Source organism: uncultured Parabacteroides sp. (genome assembly GCF_947855115.1).
In the GTDB taxonomy this organism is placed as follows: domain Bacteria; phylum Bacteroidota; class Bacteroidia; order Bacteroidales; family Tannerellaceae; genus Parabacteroides.
Genome location: NZ_CANTZW010000017.1, coordinates 50,262 through 70,447, shown reverse-complemented (window position 1 = coordinate 70,447; position 20,186 = coordinate 50,262). Strand labels below are relative to the sequence as shown.

At 43.4% G+C, this 20,186-nt stretch carries 15 protein-coding genes; 8 read left to right on the top strand and 7 right to left on the bottom strand.

Annotated features, from left to right (window positions below; genetic code table 11):
• Positions 1-7: 7 nt before the first annotated feature.
• The 3 genes from Q0110_RS11575 to Q0110_RS11565 all read right to left on the bottom strand — a co-directional run bounded on the left by Q0110_RS11575 (position 8) and on the right by Q0110_RS11565 (position 4,120).
• Positions 8-832 (bottom strand): proline/glycine betaine ABC transporter permease, encoded by an 825-nt coding sequence (locus Q0110_RS11575; RefSeq protein WP_297906306.1) that lies wholly within the window; start codon positions 830-832, stop codon positions 8-10.
• A complete protein-coding gene (locus tag Q0110_RS11570) occupies positions 829-2,055 on the bottom strand; it encodes a glycine betaine/L-proline ABC transporter ATP-binding protein (protein WP_297906305.1) in 1,227 nt (408 codons plus the stop codon). The genes Q0110_RS11575 and Q0110_RS11570 overlap by 4 nt, the downstream gene beginning before the upstream one ends.
• Positions 2,056-2,251: 196 nt before the next feature.
• Entirely contained in the window at positions 2,252-4,120 is a 1,869-nt protein-coding gene (locus Q0110_RS11565; RefSeq protein ID WP_297906304.1) for a HAMP domain-containing sensor histidine kinase, read from the bottom strand.
• Between the two features lie 171 nt (positions 4,121-4,291).
• On the opposite strand from Q0110_RS11565, the gene Q0110_RS11560 reads away from it, so the two are divergent.
• A complete protein-coding gene (locus Q0110_RS11560) occupies positions 4,292-4,924 on the top strand; it encodes a peroxiredoxin (RefSeq protein WP_297906303.1) in 633 nt (210 codons plus the stop codon).
• Positions 4,925-5,004: 80 nt separating this feature from the next.
• Here Q0110_RS11560 and Q0110_RS11555 read toward each other — a convergent pair whose 3' ends face one another.
• The gene (locus Q0110_RS11555; protein WP_297906302.1) at positions 5,005-5,475 is read right to left on the bottom strand and encodes a pyridoxamine 5'-phosphate oxidase family protein; all 471 of its coding nucleotides are present in this window, start codon (positions 5,473-5,475) and stop codon (positions 5,005-5,007) included.
• A 109-nt stretch (positions 5,476-5,584) separates the two neighbouring features.
• Here Q0110_RS11555 and Q0110_RS11550 point away from each other — a divergent pair, with 109 nt between their 5' ends.
• Positions 5,585-6,877, top strand: coding sequence for a M64 family metallopeptidase (locus Q0110_RS11550; protein WP_297906301.1), 1,293 nt, complete (start codon positions 5,585-5,587; stop codon positions 6,875-6,877).
• A gap of 74 nt (positions 6,878-6,951) precedes the next feature.
• Here Q0110_RS11550 and Q0110_RS11545 read toward each other — a convergent pair whose 3' ends face one another.
• On the bottom strand, positions 6,952-7,665 hold the full coding sequence (locus Q0110_RS11545) for a pirin family protein (protein WP_297906300.1): 714 nt from the start codon (positions 7,663-7,665) through the stop codon (positions 6,952-6,954).
• A gap of 160 nt (positions 7,666-7,825) precedes the next feature.
• On the opposite strand from Q0110_RS11545, the gene Q0110_RS11540 reads away from it, so the two are divergent.
• The 6 genes from Q0110_RS11540 (at position 7,826) to Q0110_RS11515 (ending at position 18,808) form a co-directional block, all read left to right on the top strand.
• The gene (locus tag Q0110_RS11540; RefSeq protein ID WP_297906299.1) at positions 7,826-9,319 is read left to right on the top strand and encodes an IMP dehydrogenase; all 1,494 of its coding nucleotides are present in this window, start codon (positions 7,826-7,828) and stop codon (positions 9,317-9,319) included.
• An 84-nt stretch (positions 9,320-9,403) separates the two neighbouring features.
• Positions 9,404-11,602: an alpha-galactosidase gene (locus tag Q0110_RS11535; protein ID WP_297906298.1), complete on the top strand. Its 2,199-nt coding sequence runs from the start codon at positions 9,404-9,406 to the stop codon at positions 11,600-11,602.
• A 27-nt stretch (positions 11,603-11,629) separates the two neighbouring features.
• Positions 11,630-12,508, top strand: a complete 879-nt coding sequence (locus tag Q0110_RS11530; RefSeq protein ID WP_297906297.1) for an AraC family transcriptional regulator — start codon at positions 11,630-11,632, stop codon at positions 12,506-12,508.
• Positions 12,509-12,872: 364 nt separating this feature from the next.
• A complete protein-coding gene (locus Q0110_RS11525; RefSeq protein ID WP_297906296.1) occupies positions 12,873-16,118 on the top strand; it encodes a TonB-dependent receptor in 3,246 nt (1,081 codons plus the stop codon).
• Positions 16,119-16,133: 15 nt separating this feature from the next.
• Positions 16,134-17,894, top strand: a complete 1,761-nt coding sequence (locus Q0110_RS11520; RefSeq protein ID WP_297906295.1) for a RagB/SusD family nutrient uptake outer membrane protein — start codon at positions 16,134-16,136, stop codon at positions 17,892-17,894.
• 38 nt (positions 17,895-17,932) lie between these two features.
• A complete protein-coding gene (locus tag Q0110_RS11515; RefSeq protein ID WP_297906294.1) occupies positions 17,933-18,808 on the top strand; it encodes a hypothetical protein in 876 nt (291 codons plus the stop codon).
• A gap of 108 nt (positions 18,809-18,916) precedes the next feature.
• Here the strand turns inward: Q0110_RS11515 and Q0110_RS11510 are convergent, their stop codons facing one another.
• Together Q0110_RS11510 and Q0110_RS11505 are read right to left on the bottom strand one after the other, a co-directional pair.
• A complete protein-coding gene (locus Q0110_RS11510; RefSeq protein WP_297906293.1) occupies positions 18,917-19,495 on the bottom strand; it encodes a uracil-DNA glycosylase family protein in 579 nt (192 codons plus the stop codon).
• Positions 19,492-20,133: a hypothetical protein gene (locus Q0110_RS11505; protein ID WP_297906292.1), complete on the bottom strand. Its 642-nt coding sequence runs from the start codon at positions 20,131-20,133 to the stop codon at positions 19,492-19,494. The genes Q0110_RS11510 and Q0110_RS11505 overlap by 4 nt, the downstream gene beginning before the upstream one ends.
• Positions 20,134-20,186: the final 53 nt, after the last annotated feature.

The following is a 20,186-nucleotide window of genomic DNA, read 5'->3' as shown; positions in this document are numbered from 1 at the left end:
TCTCTATTTATTTATTCACTTTACCTCTTGCCCAGCCTTGTGTAATACGGTCTAAAACAATAGCCAAAATAACCACCGCTATCCCTCCTTCAAAGCCTAAACCAATTTTCATCTGGGTAATTCCTCGCAAGACTATCTCGCCTAATCCTCCCGCCGAGATCATGGCCGCTATCACCACCATAGAAAGCGAAAGCATGATCGTTTGATTCACTCCGGTCATGATCGTCGGCAAAGCCAATGGCAATTGTACCTTATAGAGTAATTGAGCGGAAGTAGCTCCAAATGAACGGGTAGCCTCTACAATATCTGCGGGGACTTGGCGAATTCCCAAATCGGTTAATCGCACAACCGGAGGCATGGCGAAGATTACCGTAGCGAAAGCACCAGGTACCGGCCCTAAACCAAAAAACAAAACAGCGGGTATCAAATAGACGAAAGCGGGCATCGTTTGCATCAAATCCAAGACCGGATGAACGATCTTATCTGCCCGATCACTACGTGCAGTCCAAATCCCTACCGGAACTCCGATAATCAAGGCGATAATGGTAGAAGACAGTACCAATGTCAAAGTCTGCATCGTCTCAACCCAAAACCCCATCCCATAAATCAACAACAACCCCAAGGCAGTGAACACACCAACTCCTTTTCCAGCCTTAAACCAAGCCAATAAAGCCAAAGCCAAAATCATCACATAAAACGGAATCCAAGTCAACCCATCTTGGAAAGCATCGATAAACCCTCCGACTCCATCATTTATCACATCAAAAAAACGAGCGAAATGCTCTGTCAGCCAATTGATGGCAATTTCTATGTATTTTCCTATATTTATCATAATTCTATCGCATTTTGAACAATTTGATCAATCTCCTCTTTATCTTTCCCAGTCATCTCAATTATAATTGATGAAGTAGAAACCAACCCCACCAATTGATTCGACTCATTAACGACCGGCAAGGCCTGACGGATTTCCGGCAACAAAGGAAGCATATCCTCGACCGTCGTATTTTCTAATACCGAAGGAACCTCTTTGATCACAATCGGTGAAAGATCATGATTCCCTGATTTTCGTAGAGCCAAGACATCTTTCAAGCGGACCTCACCCAGAAATTGCCAGCTTCCATCCACGACCGGCAAGACATACAAGTTTTTCTCTCTCATCTTCCTCAACACAGTTTCCGGACCATCTTTACGGACACGGGCCACAACCGGCTGAGTAATCATGATTGATGAGGCTGTGACGATACGTCCGCGATCTACATTTTCCGTAAATCTAGAAACATAATGATTAGCCGGATCAGTCAAGACCTCCTCGGGTGTACCAACCTGTACGATCTCTCCATCTTTCATTATGGCGATACGATCTCCCAACTTAATCGCCTCATCAAGGTCATGCGTAATAAAAATGATCGTTTTTCGCATTTTTTCTTGCAGTTTTAACAGCTCATCCTGCATTTGTACACGAATCAACGGATCCAAGGCCGAGAAAGCCTCATCCATCAAAAGAACCTCTGGATCATTCGCGATCGCACGAGCTAACCCGACACGCTGCCGCATCCCTCCGGACAACTCGCTAACTCTCTGGTTCTCGAATCCTTTTAAACCTACCAGAGCTACACTTTCTACCGCTTTCCGTTCTCTCTCTTTTTTAGAAACACCCTGCAACTCCAATCCAAAAGCGATATTACTCAACACCGTACGATGGGGCAACAACCCAAAATGCTGGAAAACCATAGCCATTTCCTTACGTCGTATATCCAATAATTCTTTATCTGAGGAAGTTGTTATATTTTTTCCATTAATAAATATTTCACCTAAAGTAGGCTCATTTAAGCGGTTAATACAACGTAATAACGTTGATTTTCCACTGCCAGAAAGTCCCATTATCACAAATAGCTCTCCTTCCTCGATTTTCAGGTTCGCATTGCGTACCGCCACCGTACAGCCCGTCTCCTTCAAAATATCTTGTTTGCTTTTTCCTTCCACCAACATTCTTTTCGCACGCATTTTCTCCGAGCCGAAAAGAATAGATAAGTTCTTTATTTCTATTTTCGTCATATGAAATCTTGATTATTTATGATACATAAAGATTAGGCCATAAGTCCAGAAATTCTTATGGCAAAGCACAAATCAAAAGCATATATAAGTAAATGCTTCTTATGAAAATTGGCTACAACCTAAATCATCGTTTATATAGATAACTGAGATTTAAGGCATATTGTTCAATAAACTTGAAAAAACAGACAACCCTTCACTAGTTTTTCCAACTATTGGGTCTTCTCATCGGTAAAGTAAAAATAAACGTAGAACCAGATCCTTCCTCGGAGATCACAGAAATAGTACCACCCATCTTTAATACAAGCCCTTTACAGATAGCCAATCCTAAACCGACTCCTTGCTCAAAATCGCTTAATTGCACAAAACGGGCAAAGATATTATCCAATTCATCCTTGGGTATGCCACAGCCTGTATCGGATACATAAAATTTTATCATTTTCTCTTCAGGTTCAAGCGTGTATCCAAACCTGATACTACCTTTCTTGGTATGCTTAACCGCATTTGTCAATAAATTCATACAAATTTGCCATAATCGATTCCGATCTATATTAAATATGATATCGGAAGATGCTTCTAGGATAATCTCCACACCTTTCGGTTTACGTAATCGTATGGAATTATAGATATCTTTCATAAAGGAGGGTAAATAAACATCCATATAAGTAAATGTCATCATATCAGACTCGATTCTGGAAATGTCTAAGACATCATTTACTATACTTAAAAGTAAATCATTATTCATCTTGATCAAGCCAATATAATTTTGACGTAAATCCGGATCCTCCTCTACTCCCAACAAATCAGAGAAACCGACAATAGCATTCAAAGGGGTACGGACTTCATGGGTCATATTCGCCAAGAATGTTGATTTAAGTCTATCAGCCTCCTCCGCTTTTTCCTTGGCACTGATCAGGTCTTCCTCAAACTCCAACCGTTCCTGATCATCGATCATACAGCCAACGATTAAATTAGGGAAGCCATTCTCATCCTTCTCGTGTGTCTTACCGATCACCTCATAGATACGAAACGTATTATCATCTCCTTTTAGACGAAAATCAATCTTATACTCATCCAACTTATTGGTACGGATCGTATCGAATAGATAGAAGAAGTCTCCTGAGTCATCCGGATGACGAAGCTGAGATAAGGCCTGGCAAATAAACTGATTACGTTTCAATAAACTATTAGTTGCGCCGTAGAACTGGAAACAATGATTACAATGTACTTTATCGCAAGACCTAAATCGATTGAAATTAAAAGAATAAGTCGTAATCTTACTATTTTGCAAAGCAAGTTCCATCATCATCCGGCTTTCGGACAACTTGCTACTTAGCGCTTCATTCGCTTTCTCCTGCTCAACTAGGTCCGATACATTCCGGATATAGATAATCACATACCGCCCACTTACCGGCACCAACCGCAATTTAAAATAAATGATCGGAATATCATGCCCCGGGATTGATAAATCCAAATTGATAATCTCCGACTTATTCAAACAACTCTGCACGATCGCCGCCACACGGCGTTTTGTCTCTTCCGGATAAATAAAACCCGGAAGGTCATCGATACGCCGATTGATCGACTCCGATGTTATACAAGTCTCTGTAGCATATGCGATAATCCGCTCTACAACCAGTTGCTTGTTTACTAAAAGAATTGTATCGGGAATTGCTTCTACCATTTTCCGAGACATATCCGTCAACTCTTCCAATACTTGGCCACAATGCGCAGTTTCCTGTTCTGTAGAAGGGTTACCCGTTAATAATAAGGTATATCCAAGAATCTCCTTATCCTCATTCATCGAAGGGATGATGGAATACGGTATAGGCAAAGAGCCCGACACCACGCTTCCTTCACGTAGATACCGCTTTTGAAGATCGGTCAACAAATCTGCCTGAAAAAGATTATATAATAAGAAGTCAGTCTTATTCGTAAAAGGAAACTTCTCTTGTAAAGACTTATTAATATCAATTAGCACACCGTCTTTACCATACAGAGCACCTCCCATTGGATAATATGTAAAAAAATCTGTCAACAAACGTTGTTTTACCTCGGCAATCTCCATATGTTTTCCTTTATTAATATCAATAAGTTACAAAGGAATAAAATCTTTGAAAATCAAAGAAATTTTAAAGCATAAACTTTAAGCCTATTTTACAAGAAAATCAGCCTATTTACCAAGACAACAACAAATCCCTACCTGCGCTTGTTACTTAGCAAATAAATTAAATACAATATGAAAGCATTAATAGGTAAGAAAGCACCGGAGTTTCACGCTCCGGCAGTAATTAATGGAAATGAGATCATCGAGGATTTCTCTTTGGAACAATATGTAGGGAAAAAGTATGTAGTCATGTTTTTCTATCCGATGGATTTCACATTTGTTTGCCCGACGGAATTACATGCGTTCCAGCAAAAACTACAAGAATTCGAGCAACGTAACGTAGCGGTGGTTGGCTGCTCTGTCGATTCTCAATTCTCTCATTTCGCTTGGTTAAACCAAGACAAAGATAAAGGAGGTATCCACGGGGTGACTTATCCGCTCGTATCCGATTTTTCCAAAACCATCGCAGAAAACTTTGGCGTATTAGCCGCTGATTATATTACGAATGAGAAAGGAGAACTTATCTCTAAGGGAAATCCGGTAGCTTACCGGGGATTGTTTCTTATAGACAAAGATGGCTTGATCCGCCATTATGTAATCAACGACTTACCATTAGGCCGTAACGTAGACGAAGCTCTCCGTATGGTCGATGCTTTACAGCATTTCGAGGAATATGGCGAGGTCTGCCCGGCAAACTGGTCTAAAGGGAAAGATGCGATGAAAGCGACAAACGCAGGTGTCTCCAATTATTTAAGCCACCATTGATATATTACAAAGAAGGGGGGCGTGCCCCCTTCCTTATACAATCCGGACCGGTATACGAAAAAAGTTCTTTCCCCCCCAATTTACAACCGTTTGCACTTCCCCGCTATATGCACGATGTCTAAACGTAAAATATGAGTCCGATAAAAAGATTTTTCAATATATTTTTCGCCAATCTCTTTAAATTCCGGGGAATATTTATTTACAAGCAACCGCAAAGCATACCGACGTTCATCTTCCGATAAATCCAAGCACATCTCTCCAAAAGCGATAGCGCTCTCGTAGCCTGTCGTAAAATTTCCCGGTACGACTTGCGTAGCGCCAACAACCGTGAAACTCACCTTCGGGTTCTCTCGCAAACATTCCAGCTTATACCCTTCCGGAGCACAATGGAAATAAATAGAATTTCCATCTTTCACATAATTGATCGGGATCCCATATCCATACCCATTCGTTCCCGACATAGCCAAGAAACCATATTCTGACTCTTCCAATAAGCGAATCGCCAACTCATTATCCAAAACCCGGTCTTTTCGTCTGATTTCTCTAAACATAAGTCTAATTTATTTATAAACGAGTAAAATGTACTAATCGTGGCAAATCTATTAAAAAATAATATACATTTGTGTCATAAAGTTGACACATGATAAACATTATAAATTTATGAGAACAAGAATAACCTTATTATTATTCGCCATTCTTTTCAGCTTCACCTGTTTGGCACAAACAGGTTTTGAAAAATACTTCACAAAGAAAAGCCTCCGGATTGATTTCGCACTGAGCGGAAACAAGGATTTCCAAGCCGCCGCCATACAACAACTCCGGGAAGAACCCGTCTGGAGCGGACCAGTTAAAAATCTGATCGACCCGTTTGGCTATGGAGGTTATTATATTAATGTATACGATAAAACCGACAATGAGTTAATCTACTCACGAGGATTCAATACGCTATTCGAAGAATGGAGAAGTACGGAGCAAGCGAAGACAGAGACACAATCATGGACAAACAGCGTATCTATCCCTTACCCCCAAAAAACTGTCATTATCGAGATTATGGCAAGAGACAAGGCCGATATGCAATTCCACCCCCTATTAAAACAAGAAGTTGATCCAACCAGTATTTTTATTGACCGGGGGAAACTTAAAGAAAACCGGATAACAAAAATCCAATATAAGGGGGATTCCTCTCAGAAAGTAGACCTTGTATTCCTTGCGGAAGGTTATACGGCCAATGAGCAAGAGAAATTCGTAACCGATGCCAAGCGTTTTACAGAAGCTTTGTTTAAGACCCCGCCTTACGACACCCGCCGGGAAGATTTCAACGTATGGGCGGTAGAAGTAGTATCGGAAGAATCCGGAACAGATATATCCGGCAAAGGTATATTCAAGAATACCGCATTGAATTCAGGTTATTATACTTTCGGGGTAGATCGCTATTTAACCACCCCGGATATGAAGTCCATACGTGATGCGGTATGGAACGCTCCTTGTGACGCAATCTTTATCTTGGTAAATACCGACGCTTACGGTGGTGGAGGAATGTATAATTTTTATGCAATGGGAACTGCCGACAATCCACGAACTCCGGTTGTGTTCGTTCACGAATTTGGACATAGTTTTGCCGGTCTCGCCGATGAATACTTCAGTTCTGAGGTTGCTTATCAAGATTTTTACAACTTAAAGTACGAACCTTGGGAGCCGAATATCACGACCTTAGTAAACTTCGACTCTAAATGGAAAGATCTCTTACCGGCCAATACACCAATACCGACTCCGCTAGATAACGTTCATAAGGACAAACCCGGAGTATTTGAGGGAGGTGGCTATATCGCAAAAGGTATTTATCGCCCGATGGATCATTGTATGATGCGTGATTACGCTCCTTTTTGCCCGGCTTGCAGCCGTGCGATCTTAAAAATGATTGATTACTTCACGGATAAGCCGATAAAACATTAAAAAATAATGAGCGGGTATCCTTAGCGTTTTATCACATTCACTTTAAGATACCCGCTCATACGAACCTATTACCATTATTTCATCATCGGAACTTCTATCAAAAGAATTTTAGCATGCTTCAAAACCTCTATCGTAATGCTAGCGGTTTCCCAGAACCCGGCGCCATCACGCTTAGACAGAATCGCATTGCTAACCTCTACCTCTCCATCAATCACGAATAAATAAACTCCATTATTTTCATCATGTAGCTTATATTCTTTTACTTGACCGGCATCTAAGTTCCCTAAAGAGAACCAAGCATCCTGGTTGATCGATGCGGGAGCGCTACCATCCGGGGCGATGATCAAAGCCAACTTATTCTTCTCCGAAATGACCGGACGCACATCATAACTAGCATAATGAGGCTTGGTATTCTCCTCACGGGGAAATACCCATATCTGCAAGAACTCCAATTGCTCATTACTGCTATCATTGAACTCACTATGTACGATACCGGTACCGGCGCTCATCACCTGAATATCTCCCGGCGTGATCACCTCGCTATTCTTTATACTATCCCCATGACGTAAATATCCCTTTAACGGGATGGAGATAACCTCCATATTCTTATGTGGATGCATATCGAAACCCTCACCCGGCGCTACGGAATCATCATTCAATACACGTAGCATCCCGAAATGAACCCTTTCCGGATTATAATAATTAGCAAAGCTAAACGTATGATGTGTTTTTAACCAACCGTGATTCGCATACCCTCTGGATCGAGCCTTATCAACTACAACTCTCATATTTCCCTCCTTTTTAAGTCTACATCAATAACAAATCCGCAACTATAAAAGTTGCGGAACGTATATTTCGAATATTTCATATAAACAAGTGATTCATATATGAAGAGAAATCGCTACTTTTGCGCAATTAAAAAAACTCATCCTGTAAATATAAAATCTTATGGCAATCTACTTAAACGATGTATCGAGAACATTTGGTGAGTATTTACTTATTCCCGGTTTAACCACCAAAGAATGTATTCCCGCAAACGTTTCATTGAAAACGCCGCTTGTGAAATTCAAGTCTGGCGAGAAATCCGCTATTGAATTAAATATTCCTTTCGTTTCTGCGATCATGCAATCGGTTTCCGGTCCTAAACTAGCGATTGAGTTAGCTCGCAATGGAGGACTTTCCTTCATTTTCGGCTCACAACCGATCGACAGCCAAGCCGATATGGTTCGCAAGGTAAAGAAGTTCAAGGCAGGATTTGTTATCAGCGACTCTAACCTTATGCCCGAGAATACCTTGGCCGACGTGCTAGAGTTGGTTCGCCGGACAGAACATTCTACGATCGGTGTAACAGACGATGGTACGCCAAACGGGAAATTGTTAGGTATGGTAACCAGCCGCGATTACCGTGAGGGTAAAGACCCGATTGACATGAAAGTGAAAGATTTCATGACCCCGTTCTCCAAACTAATCGTCGGTGAGCTAGGTATGACCTTGAAGGAGGCGAACCAGATTATCTGGGATCATAAATTGAATACATTGCCGATCATTGACAAGGATCAGAAACTCCAATATTTCGTATTCCGCAAGGATTACGACAGTCACCGTGAAAATCCGAAAGAATTATCCGGTGGAGATAAAAAATTATTGGTAGGCGCCGGTATCAACACCCGCGACTATAAAGAACGTGTTCCGGCATTGGTAGAGGCTGGAGTAGACGTATTGTGTATCGATTCTTCCGATGGTTATTCCGAATGGCAGTACGAGACTTTACGTTGGATCAAAGATACCTATGGAGACAATGTTCTGGTAGGCGCCGGAAACGTGGTTGACCAAGACGGTTTCAATTATTTGGCTGATGCCGGAGCGGATTTCATCAAGGTAGGCATCGGCGGTGGCTCCATTTGTATCACTCGCGAACAGAAAGGTATCGGTCGCGGACAGGCTACCGCCTTGATCGACGTGGCGAAAGCTCGTGACGAGTATTTCAAGAGACACGGTGTTTACATCCCAATCTGTAGCGATGGCGGTTTGGTACACGATTATCACATGGTATTGGCCTTGGCTATGGGTGCCGACTTCCTGATGATGGGCCGTTATTTCGCCCGTTTCGACGAGTCTCCAACGAAGAAGATGAAAATCGGGAACAACTTTGTTAAGGAGTATTGGGGCGAAGGCTCTAACCGTGCGAAGAACTGGCAACGTTACGACATGGGCGGAAACGAGTCCTTAAAATTTGAGGAAGGCGTGGACAGCTATGTACCGTATGCCGGTAAATTGAAAGACAATTTAAACGTGACTTTAGGCAAGATAATCGCTACGATGTGTAGCTGCGGTTCCATCTCTATCCAAGAGTTGCAGCAGCATGCCAAGATCACGCTTGTCTCCTCTACGAGTATCGTTGAAGGGGGCGCTCACGACGTGATCCTAAAAGAGCAGAATTAATTTAGTAGACAGTTGACAAATGACAGTTGCGCATAGCGTATTTACTGCCATTTGTCAGCTATCGACTGTCAATTGTTAACTAACATGAAGAACCTAGTATTTACAATTATCCTTTTGTGTTTTTGTTTACCATTAGTAAAAGCGACAAATCAAAAGACAATCTCAATCTCAACCAATGAGACTGGCCTGATTTTACAAGTAGCCCCCAACGGACGGCTTTATCAAACTTATTTGGGGAATAAACTAGCGGACGAGTCCGAATTCAGGAATCTATCATGGAATATCCAAGCAGGAACGGATGGTAGCGTATCAGCCCGCGGTTGGGAAGTATACCCTTGCTCTGGAACGGAAGATTATTTCGAACCGGCTTTTGCCATCCAGCACAACGATGGGAACATGACCAGTATATTCAAATATGTTTCCAGTGAATCCAAGAAACTAGACGACAACGTTACGGAGACAATCATCTCTTTGAAGGACGATGTATACCCGGTAGAGGCAAAATTACATTATGTTACTTTCGCCAAAGAAAACGTGATCAAGGCTTGGACCGAGATTCGTCATATGGAAAAGAAACCGGTCACGATCACCCGGTACGCCTCCAACATGCTTTATTTCGAGAGTCCACGCTATGTATTGACCGAGTTTAGCGGAGACTGGGCCAAGGAAGTACAGATGAGCAGCCAAGACTTGAAATTCGGGAAGAAGATCATCGATACGAAACTAGGTTCTCGTGCGGCCATGCACGCTTATCCGTTTTTTGAGATCGGATTAGGTGCCCCTGCCTGCGAGAATACCGGAGATGTCTTAATGGGGACAATTGGTTGGACAGGCAATTACCGCTTCACGTTCGAGGTAGACAACGCCGGCAATCTTCGTGTTATCTCCGGCATCAATCCTTATGCATCTGCCTATGAATTGAAACCGGGCGAATGGTTTGTTACCCCCGAGTTTATCTTTACACTAAGTAACCAAGGAACCGGAAAAGCCAGTCGTGATCTTCATGACTGGGCACGTAATTACCAGATCAAGGATGGTAAAGGAGACCGCCTAACCTTATTGAATAACTGGGAAGCTACCGGTTGTAATTTCAATGAGGAGAAGCTGGAAGAATTAATGAAAGAAGCCAAGCACCTAGGAGTGGATATGTTCTTGCTGGACGATGGCTGGTTCGCGAATAAATACCCTCGTCAAAACGATAAAGCCGGATTGGGTGATTGGGATGTTACCCATGATAAATTACCAAACGGCATTCCTCACCTGGTACAGGCCGCTAAAAACACAGGCGTAAAATTCGGTATCTGGATCGAGCCGGAGATGGTTAATCCGAAGAGCGAACTTTTCGAGAAACATCCGGATTGGGCGATTCGTCTACCGAATCGAGAAACTTACTATTTCCGTAACCAGCTTGTCTTGGACTTGAGTAACCCGGAAGTACAGGACTATGTATTCAGCGTGGTGGATAATATCATGACAGAGAATCCGGATCTGGCTTTTTTCAAATGGGATTGCAATAGCCCGATCACCAATGTATATTCCCCCTACCTCAAGGAGAAACAGAACCAATTATATATTGACCATGTACGAGGAGTCTATAACGTATTCAAACGGGTAGCCGAGAAATATCCTCACCTGCCGATTATGCTTTGTTCCGGAGGCGGTGCCCGCTGTGATTACGAGGCATTGAAATATTTCACGGAATTTTGGTGTAGCGATAATACCGATCCAATCGAGCGTTTGTATATCCAATGGGGATTCTCCCAGTTCTTCCCGGCGAAGGCGATGTGTGCCCACGTGACTAGCTGGAACAAGAATACCTCTATCAAATTCCGTACAGACGTGGCTATGATGTGCAAGATGGGCTTCGATATCAGCCTGAAAGAGATGAACAACGATGAGATGAAATATTGCCAAGACGCAGTAGCCAACTACAAACGTCTAAAAGGCACTATCCTCGATGGCGATCTTTACCGTCTGGTCTCTCCTTATGAGACCAACCATTTATCCGTGATGTATGTGGATAAAGCAAAAAGTAAGTCCGTCTTATTCGCTTACGATATCCATCCCCGTTTCGGAGAAAAGATTTTCTCCGTAAAGCTACAAGGATTAGATCCGGATAAGAAATATAAAGTACAGGAAATAAATCTTATGCCAGGCAAGAAATCCACCTTGGCTACCGATGGAGGAACTTTCAGCGGAGATTTCTTGATGAAAATAGGCCTGAGTGTATTCACTACGGCCCATACCTGTAGTAAGGTCATAGAGCTGACTGAGGTTCATTAACTGTTAATTGTCGACTATCAACTAAACATGGACATCATCCGTGAAATAACACCACTATCGGAAAAAGACTGTTTTTACATCGTAGACCGCTGCAAGACAGAATTTACCTATCCGATACATTGCCACTCGGAGTACGAGCTCAATTTCATTGAGCACGCTCCGGGGGTAAAGCGTGTAGTGGGTGATTCCGCGGAAGTGATCGGAGAATACGAGTTGGTATTGATAACCGGGAAAGAGCTGGAGCATGTATGGGAACAGAACACATGTAAATCGCCTCTGATCCACGAGATCACGATCCAGTTCTCTCCCGATTTATTAGGGGATAACCTGCTAGAGAAAAACCAATTCAACAGTATCCGGAAAATGTTAGAGAAAGCCCAATGCGGCATCAGTTTCCCGATGTCTTCCATCCTGAAGGTTTACCATTTAATGGAAAAGCTAGTCTGCGAGGAGCAAAGTTTTTATGCGGTAATCAACTTTTTGACCATCTTGTATGAGCTTTCCACCGAAGAGAACTATAAAGTATTAGCAAGTTCCTCGTTCGCTAAAATAACGGATATACATTCCGAAAGCCGCCGTATCCAGAAAGTACAAAATTATATCAACGAGAGATACCAGCAAGACATCCGCTTGAACCAACTGGCCGAACTCGTAGGTATGACCCCTTCCGCATTCAGCCGTTTTTTCAAGCTGAGAACAGGAAAAAACCTTTCCGACTATATCACGGATCTCCGTATCGGTTACGCCGCTCGCATGTTGGTAGATACCCAGCAATCCATCGCCGAGATTTGCTACAACTGTGGTTTCAATAATCTTTCGAACTTCAACCGTATTTTCAAGAAAAAGAAAAACTGTTCACCCAAAGAGTTCAGAGAGAACTACAAAAAGACAAAAATCATTGTATAATAGACATTTTTACTAGATATAAATACATAAATCCCCCTATTTCTATACAAAATTCCCCCTTCTCTTTTCTTTCACACGTCTATCTTTGTAATCAGTCACAAGGACTTTCATATCTGCGGTCTCCCATTGTTGTGTTAAAAATACACCTCAACAAAAAAGTATTATTCTTAGATAAAATAGTATTTGAACACATTTGGGGTCCGATGTAATTTTGCGACAAAAATTAACAATTCATATTAACAATTAAAAATAATCGCCTATGAGGAAGGAACCTAAAATCTAATGTTTTTAGCAGTTAGCCGCTAATGACCCTAATGGGTAAATAAAATTTAGTTTAGCCTTATATGATTTAATGTAAAAAATAATGAATTCAAGAATTAAGAAAACAACGCTGTTTTTAGGCGCATGTATGGCTTTCCAGCTAGGTGGCATACCACAAATATTAGCCGCCCCTAGTACTTCGACGGAAGTCATGCAACAAACAAAAAGAATCACTGGTATCGTGAAAGACGCAACAGGAATGGAAGTCATCGGTGCCAATGTTATCGTAAAGGGAACGACAAACGGAGTGATAACCGATTTGGACGGAAAGTTCAGCTTAGAAGCCGCCCCAGGCTCCATCATCGAGATCTCCTACATCGGCTACATGACTCAAGAGATTCCTGTAACCGCCCAGACATCCAACTTACAAATCACCTTGAAAGAAGACTCACAGAGCCTGGACGAGGTTGTGGTAGTAGGTTACGGTGTACAAAAGAAAAAGTTAGTGACAGGAGCTACCGTAGAGGTAAAAGGAGATGAAGTCGCAAAACGTAATACGATCAGCCCACTAAGCGCATTGCAAAATCAAAGCCCGGGTGTCAATATCGTGGCTTCCTCCGGTCAGCCGGGTGACGGATTCAAAGTAAACATCCGCGGTGCCGGTACAAATGGAGATACGGCTCCTATTTATGTTATCGATGGTGTAGCCGGAGGTGATATCAACTCCCTGAATCCTGCCGATATCGAACGTATCGATGTATTAAAAGATGCCGCTTCCTCCGCTATCTATGGTGCCCGTGCAGCAAATGGTGTTATCTTGGTTACCACAAAACAAGGTAAAGAAGGAAAAGTACAAGTATCTTATGATGGAAACATCGGTTGGCAGAACGTAGTAAAGATGCCAGATATGCTTACCGCCAAAGAATACATGGCTGTTCAAGACCAGATCAACTTCAATGCTGGCATAGCACCTTTCGATTGGTCACAATATCTAGACGCAGATTTACTGGAATCCTATCAAAACGGTTCTAATCCAGGTACGAACTGGCTGGAGTTACTTCGCAACAAAAATGCGATCACCACTTCTCATTCCGTGAATATAACCGGAGGTTCCGAACTCTCCAAGTTCTCTACCGGAGTAGGTTATCAGTATCAAGACGGTATTTTCGGTGGTCCGGTTAAATCTGACTACAGCCGTTTCACCATTCGTTTAAACTCCGAACATATCCTTTGGAAAAAGGATGACTTGGATATCATCAAATTCGGTGAGAACGTATATTACCAGCACACATCCAACCAAGGTATCCAAATCGGTAACCAATACTCCAACAGCATCTACAGTATGATGGGAGCTAATCCATTGGTTCCACTATATAATAGCCAAGGAGAGTTATTCGACTATGACGACTTGATCGCGCAAGGATCCGGAGCAATGGGATTACTCGGACTCAACCAATATATTAATAACCCGATGAACACCTTGCTAAATACCACCAGTGGAAATAATAAAAGCCGGAACCACAATCTTAGCGCCATCGGTTACATAGAGATACAGCCATTAAAGGATTTGAAATATAAAGGCCAAGTCTACTACAAACAGAACTCCAGCCTCTACAAAGCATACAACGGTATCTATAAAAATAATAACAACGACCAGAATACGGATGATTATCTGGATGAGAATATGACCATCGGTTGGAATTGGGGTATGACGCATACATTGAGCTACGCTTTCGACATCAAAGAGAACCACTTCGACGTATTGGTCGGTACAGAGTATTCCAGAGAAGGTAATAATATGTCGGAAACCATCGAAGGACACGCCACGACCAGCATCTTCGGAGATTTCTCACATGCTTACTTCGACAACTTCTCCGGTCGTACTGCTGGTATAGTGGGAGGATATCCTGCGGATGATCACTCCATCCTATCCTATTTCGGCCGTATCAACTACGACCTCAAGGAAACTTATATGTTTAGTGCGATTGTCCGTGCCGATGGTTCCTCTAATTTCTCCAGCGGTCATCGTTGGGGTTACTTCCCTTCATTCTCCGCAGGTTGGGTGATAAGTAACGAGAGCTGGATGGAAAACACGAAAAACTGGATGGATTTCTTGAAGGTTCGCGCCAGTTGGGGACAAAATGGTAACGAGAATATTGGAGCATACAAATACGCCTCCACATACGCATTCGGTGATTTGGGACTTTATTCTTTCAACAACAATAAAAATGGAGGAACCCAAGGAGCTTATCCTTCCTTGTTACCTAACAACGAGATCACTTGGGAAACATCCGAGCAGACAAACATCGGTTTAGACGCACGTTTCTTAGGTGGCCGGTTAAGTGCGAACTTTGATTGGTATAACAAGAAAACAAAAGATCTGCTAATAGATGTACCCGTATCTTCAATCAACGGTTTCTCTTCTATGATTGCAAACGCCGGTACGGTAAAGAACACCGGTATTGAGCTTGCCCTCAATTGGAGAGATGAGGTAGGTTCGGACTTCAGCTACGGAATCGGTTTGAACCTCGCACATAACAAGAACGAGGTAACAGAAGTCAATAACGGTACCCATTACGTGAATGGAGGTAACGCCCTCTTATCCGAAGGAACCACCTATATGTCTCGCATGGAAGAAGGACACCCTATCGGTTACTTCTGGGGATATAAGACCGATGGCGTAATGCAAAACGAAGCAGACATACAGGCTTATCTGGATCAGAATTGTAAAGGAGACGCAGCCAACTCCTTGCAAGGAACCTCAATTGCTCCGGGTGACTTGAAATTCGTCGATGTCAATGGCGATGGCGTGATCAACGACAACGATAAGACAGAAATAGGTAATCCTCATCCGGACCTCACGATGGGTCTAAATCTAGATTTTAGCTGGAAAGGTTTCGACTTGAACATCTCTACTTACGGAGCGTTCGGTATGCAGGTAGCCCACACATATCGTAAATTTGGTAACGGACAGTTCGATAACTATAGCAGCAACGTCTACAATTACTGGCATGGTGAAGGAACATCCAACCGATACCCGATCCTGTTGCCCGGTAACACTGTGAACCATATCAACATTTCCGATATTTACGTGGACAACGCAGATTATTTCCGCATCCAGAACGTAACATTAGGTTATGATATCAAGCGTTTATGGAAGAACTGTAAGTTCCAGCAACTTCGCTTGTACATCTCTGCTCAAAATCTCTTTACATTCACCGGCTATAAGGGAATGGATCCTGAGTGTGGAACCGCCCTCAACGATAAAGAGAGCTGGGTAACAGGCGTGGATGTAGGTAATTACCCTCAAGCGAGAACCTATATGGTAGGTGTTAATGTCAAATTCTAATAATTGATTATCAAGATGAAAAAAACAATATATTTAATCGGTATCGCAGCTTCGATCATGGGTGGAATCACCTCTTGTACGCTGGATGCCGAGGATTACGTAACAAAAAGTAGTGAGAACTTTCCCATTACGGCCGAGGATGCCACACAAGCGTTAGCCGGTATCTATCAGAACTTGAACCAAGTGTCTGCCACGCCGGAGTGCTCTTTCCTTTATGCAGCCATGTTGGCTAGCGACGATTGTTTAGGAGGCGGAGGCCCGAACGACTTGCATATGCAATCTCTGGATATGTTGATGAACTCCAAGCAGGACATGACCCAACAATTCTGGAAAGACCGTTACCAGGGTATCAACCGTGCGAACTCTTTATTGGATGGTATCGGAAATATCGAATTGGCTGAATCCGACAAGAACCAGATTGAAGGAGAAGCGAAATTCCTTCGTGCTTTCTACTATTATGAGTTAGCTTCCATGTATGGGTGTGTCCCTCTGACAATCACCTCACAATCCGTAGAGCCAAGCCAACCGACCGCCGCTGAGCTATGGGGACAAATCCTGCAAGACTTACGTGATGCCGCAGAAATAATGCCCGACACTCGCAAGACAGATGGGCATGTCGATAAATACACCGCCGAGGCCATGCTAGCCCGTGCTTGGTTATTCTATACAGGTATGTATTGTAATGGAGAGGACTTGGCTGCACTTACCAGTACCACTTACTCACCTTTGACTTCCGTGGCTTTGCCCGATGGTTCCACTCTGACGAAAGATCAAGTAATCAGCTACATCGATGATTGCGTAAACAATTCAGGATACTCATTGGTTACGTCGGATTTCCGCAATCTTTGGGCTTATACAAATCGGTTTACGGTAGAAGATTATGATTATACTAGCGGACAGGGCCTGAAATGGGTAGAAGATGATAACGCCGTAAATCCAGAGACATTGTTCGCTATCAAATACAACAAATTAGCAGACTGGAGCACAAGCATCGGGTATGCGAATAACTTCGCCCTGCACTTTGGCGTACGTGGTATGGCTGGTGTAGCCGAATCGTTTCCCTTTGGCCAAGGTTGGGGAGCCGGACCTGTTGCCCCAAATCTCATAAATGACTGGAAAAACTCTGAGCCTAACGACAAACGTCGCGATGCCTCCATTTCGGATTGTACCTCCTGGACAGAACAAGGATGGGCACTTGGAGGAGGAGGTGAGTACATCCAAGAGACAGGATACCTCTCCAAGAAATGGCTTCCTGTTGCCGCAAAAAACGGTGATACATACTCTGTATGCTTCGAGAACCTGATGTATGGGACCGATGGCTGGGCATCGGGGTCAGAGAACTTACAGTTAAACAATATCCACGATCTCGTTCTTATCCGTTTCGCCGATGTATTACTAATGCAATCTGAGTTGAAAGAGAACACGGATGGAATCAACCGGGTTCGTGAGAGAGCCGGCTTGAGCCCAATTTCGTCTTACTCACTCCAAGCCTTGCAAAACGAACGTCGTTGGGAACTCGCATTTGAGAGTATCCGCTGGAATGATATCCGTCGCTGGCACATAGCTGCCGCCGCATTGGAAAAACAAACCAACGTGAAAATTTACACCAATGGTCAAGAGGATTCTAACAAAGCCCACGGAGGTGGTTACGCTACCCGATATAACGCTACCGCCGGATTCTTCAAGATACCGGAAAGTGAGGTGGATATGTCAAACGGTAATATCGTCCAGAATGCTGGTTGGGAAGGTTCGGACAGCCAATACAACCGCTGGTAAAACGATTTCAACAAAGTCAAACTTTTAAATAGAAAATCATGAAGAAATATAGTATAGTTATACCGCTACTCGCAATGTTCTTTACCGCTTGCGATCCTACGATAGAGGAAGAAGGCATCATTGCGGTGAGCATGACCGAAGCGCAATTGGAACAAGCCGCTACTCTGACGCAAACGGTAGAAGGCCAGAATAAATTTACGTACGCTACAAATCCATCCACAATCGTGCAGATCCTTGATCCTTCAGGGAATATTCTGACCTCGGGGACAAGCGGATCGTTCGACTTGACCCCCGGAGGAGATGAGTCGCAGACGTTTACGATCCGCACCATCAACCAAGATGGTAGTATTACCTCTGTGCAAAAGACTTTTACTATCACAACTTACGTAGACGTAGACCCTGCATGGGCATATCTCTGCGGAGATGGAGAGAAGGTCTGGACATACGACTCCGAGGTTCTAGGAGGCTGCTGGGGTAACCTTGGCTATAAAGCCGCTTCTAGCGCCGAAGATTTCATTACGAACAAGAACGGCATCTGGTGGACTTGCGCACCCGCAGATCTTACCGGACAATTAGAGGGCCTAAAAGTTTCAGCCACAGGAGAGGAAACCCCGGACGCTTACATGACTTTTATCCTAAGCGGAAAGAAAATCGTGAAGAATACAGGGTCTAAAACAATCAACGAAGGTACTTTCTCCTTTGACATGACGGCCAATGAATCTTGGGAAATCGGCAAGTTATACACATCCGAAGGGGCGATTTTGTTCCCTTACATGATCAACGGAAACGGCTATAAACCAACGGAGTTCGATATCATGCTCTTGAACGACAAAAACCTTGTCTTAACCTATGCCGCCTCTGGTACGGCACAATGGGGCGAGGCTACTTTCTGGGCATTCAAAGTAAAAGAATAAATTGAAACCATAAAGCAAGGAGGGCAAACCATAACAGATGGCTTGCCCTTTATTTTTTATTCCCAAAAGATATCTCATCTTCTCTCATCTCCCATAAGAATATTTATCTTACACCACCATCCCCAACATCTCAAACATCCCCCGGTAAACAGCGGCTTTCTCCTCTAGGGGTTTCGGGTAGGCACGGGAGGAAGAAGGCATACGGAACAGTTTCATCTGCCTTCCCAAACAAGTGAACTCCGTGAAAGAACCAACTTTCGGCTCCTCCGTGCCGGGCAATACGGAGAGAAGGATATCCATCGCTTTCTGTCCGGTTACCACGATCGCCACGCATTCCGGTATTTGAGACAATACCTTTTCCAGATCGATCGGTCGTACTACCTCAAGAAACTTATCGGAGGCGTTCGCCTTCAAGCGAATCACTTCCATGGCGGTATCGCCGATCCCGATTCCTTTTTCCCGGCAAAAAGCCTTCGCTTTCTCCTCGCTGAACGCCTTCTTGTCTCGTAAGAACGCATCCTTGTTTCCATAGAAAATCAAACCAAGGATACGCCACATGTCATTCTGAATATTCGGGTAATAGAAATTCATCGACCAACGCACCCGGGGTGGAGGGAAACTTCCCAACATCAGCAATCTAGCGTTCTCCGGGAGGAAAAAGCCCAGCGGATGCAATTCAGTGGTCATGACTCCTTGTTCTTCTTAAGTTCCTTCTTCTGATCCTCTTTCGCCAGAAGCACGACATTATACACGAAATCCGTGATCCATTGCTCGGAGTATCCCAACTTCTCGGCATACTTACGCACGCTCCATGCGGCCTTCTGCACACTAATGTCTTTCCATTCGGATTTGGTCAAGATCTCATGAACCGTCTTTGTCGTCATATTATATAACAACTTCTTCACCAGCATAGAGAAGCGGAATTTCCATTGCATCAGGTTACCTAGCAGGTTGAACAAATCATTGCAGAAACCTTGGAACATGAAGAAATACGTCTTGATATCATTCTGGTTCTTGCAGTTCTTCTTCACGGAGCTGTCGATCTCCTTGAAGAAAGCCTCACTCAATCCGTAATCATCCATCAATACCTTGCGCACACGGGATTTCTCGGCAACCCCCAATTTGTTGTTCTGGGTCGGTATCTTCAGCATACGCTTGAACAAAGCCATATCAGCAAGCATGTTCAAATTGGTGATACCCAAGTTCACGGCCATAACAGCCTGATAATATACACGGATTAAAGATACGAACTCCTCCACGGACCCCTTGCCGGCCTCTTCCGTCTCGGACACGTTCTTCTTAAATAGTTTAGAAATAAAATTCATCGTACGGATTATTAAATAGTTTTAAGCCGCAAATATACGAAAACTTACCGCAA

What these genes read in the sequence shown, in the direction of transcription:
- Q0110_RS11575 (WP_297906306.1), bottom strand. Translation starts at nt 832, where the DNA reads ATGATAAATATAGGAAAATACATAGAAATTGCCATCAATTGGCTGACA.
- Q0110_RS11555 (WP_297906302.1), bottom strand. Translation starts at nt 5,475, where the DNA reads ATGTTTAGAGAAATCAGACGAAAAGACCGGGTTTTGGATAATGAGTTG.
- Q0110_RS11540 (WP_297906299.1), top strand. Translation starts at nt 7,826, where the DNA reads ATGGCAATCTACTTAAACGATGTATCGAGAACATTTGGTGAGTATTTA.
- Q0110_RS11550 (WP_297906301.1), top strand. Translation starts at nt 5,585, where the DNA reads ATGAGAACAAGAATAACCTTATTATTATTCGCCATTCTTTTCAGCTTC.
- Q0110_RS11520 (WP_297906295.1), top strand. Translation starts at nt 16,134, where the DNA reads ATGAAAAAAACAATATATTTAATCGGTATCGCAGCTTCGATCATGGGT.
- Q0110_RS11505 (WP_297906292.1), bottom strand. Translation starts at nt 20,133, where the DNA reads ATGAATTTTATTTCTAAACTATTTAAGAAGAACGTGTCCGAGACGGAA.
- Q0110_RS11560 (WP_297906303.1), top strand. Translation starts at nt 4,292, where the DNA reads ATGAAAGCATTAATAGGTAAGAAAGCACCGGAGTTTCACGCTCCGGCA.
- Q0110_RS11515 (WP_297906294.1), top strand. Translation starts at nt 17,933, where the DNA reads ATGAAGAAATATAGTATAGTTATACCGCTACTCGCAATGTTCTTTACC.
- Q0110_RS11530 (WP_297906297.1), top strand. Translation starts at nt 11,630, where the DNA reads ATGGACATCATCCGTGAAATAACACCACTATCGGAAAAAGACTGTTTT.
- Q0110_RS11570 (WP_297906305.1), bottom strand. Translation starts at nt 2,055, where the DNA reads ATGACGAAAATAGAAATAAAGAACTTATCTATTCTTTTCGGCTCGGAG.
- Q0110_RS11535 (WP_297906298.1), top strand. Translation starts at nt 9,404, where the DNA reads ATGAAGAACCTAGTATTTACAATTATCCTTTTGTGTTTTTGTTTACCA.
- Q0110_RS11565 (WP_297906304.1), bottom strand. Translation starts at nt 4,120, where the DNA reads ATGGAGATTGCCGAGGTAAAACAACGTTTGTTGACAGATTTTTTTACA.
- Q0110_RS11510 (WP_297906293.1), bottom strand. Translation starts at nt 19,495, where the DNA reads ATGACCACTGAATTGCATCCGCTGGGCTTTTTCCTCCCGGAGAACGCT.
- Q0110_RS11525 (WP_297906296.1), top strand. Translation starts at nt 12,873, where the DNA reads ATGAATTCAAGAATTAAGAAAACAACGCTGTTTTTAGGCGCATGTATG.
- Q0110_RS11545 (WP_297906300.1), bottom strand. Translation starts at nt 7,665, where the DNA reads ATGAGAGTTGTAGTTGATAAGGCTCGATCCAGAGGGTATGCGAATCAC.